This is a genomic window from Pseudomonas sp. 2995-3 (assembly GCF_002742565.1).
GTDB lineage: Bacteria > Pseudomonadota > Gammaproteobacteria > Pseudomonadales > Pseudomonadaceae > Aquipseudomonas > Aquipseudomonas edaphica.
Genome location: NZ_LJSB01000448.1, coordinates 1 through 440 on the forward strand (window position 1 = coordinate 1; position 440 = coordinate 440).

The window sequence follows — 440 nt, forward strand, 5'->3', positions numbered from 1 at the left end:
GTGACCATTGGTGGCGGTTCGGTGGTGGTGCGTGAGATTCGCAGCGGCAAGACGCCTGGCGTCGGGTTGGCGGTTACAGCGCTGTTGATGCTCAAGGGTGGCAAGGGCAAGTTCTTCAGCAAGTTGCCATGCATGTTGGTCAGCGGCGCGACGTCGATGGCCATCAGCAGCGCGATGGACGCTGCGGCCAACGCCGCGATGGGCTCGTCGAACCCGGTGCATGCCGCGACGGGCGCGAAGGTACTGGGCGGTGTCGACGACCTGGATTTTGTGCTGCCCGGCATTCTGCCTATCGACTGGCAGCGCTTCTACAACAGCCGTGATGAACGCCAGGGCAGCCTGTTTGGCGTCGGTTGGAGCGTGCCCTACGAAGTATGCGTCGACATTCAGCCGCATCCCGAGGGCGGCGAAACGCTCGTGTATACCGACGAGCAGGGGCG

Annotated in this window: 1 protein-coding gene; it reads left to right on the forward strand. The window is 63.6% G+C overall.

Annotated features, from left to right (window positions below):
- A partial coding sequence (locus AOA62_RS30545; RefSeq protein ID WP_256592509.1) for a DUF6531 domain-containing protein occupies positions 1–440 on the forward strand: 440 nt, incomplete at both ends.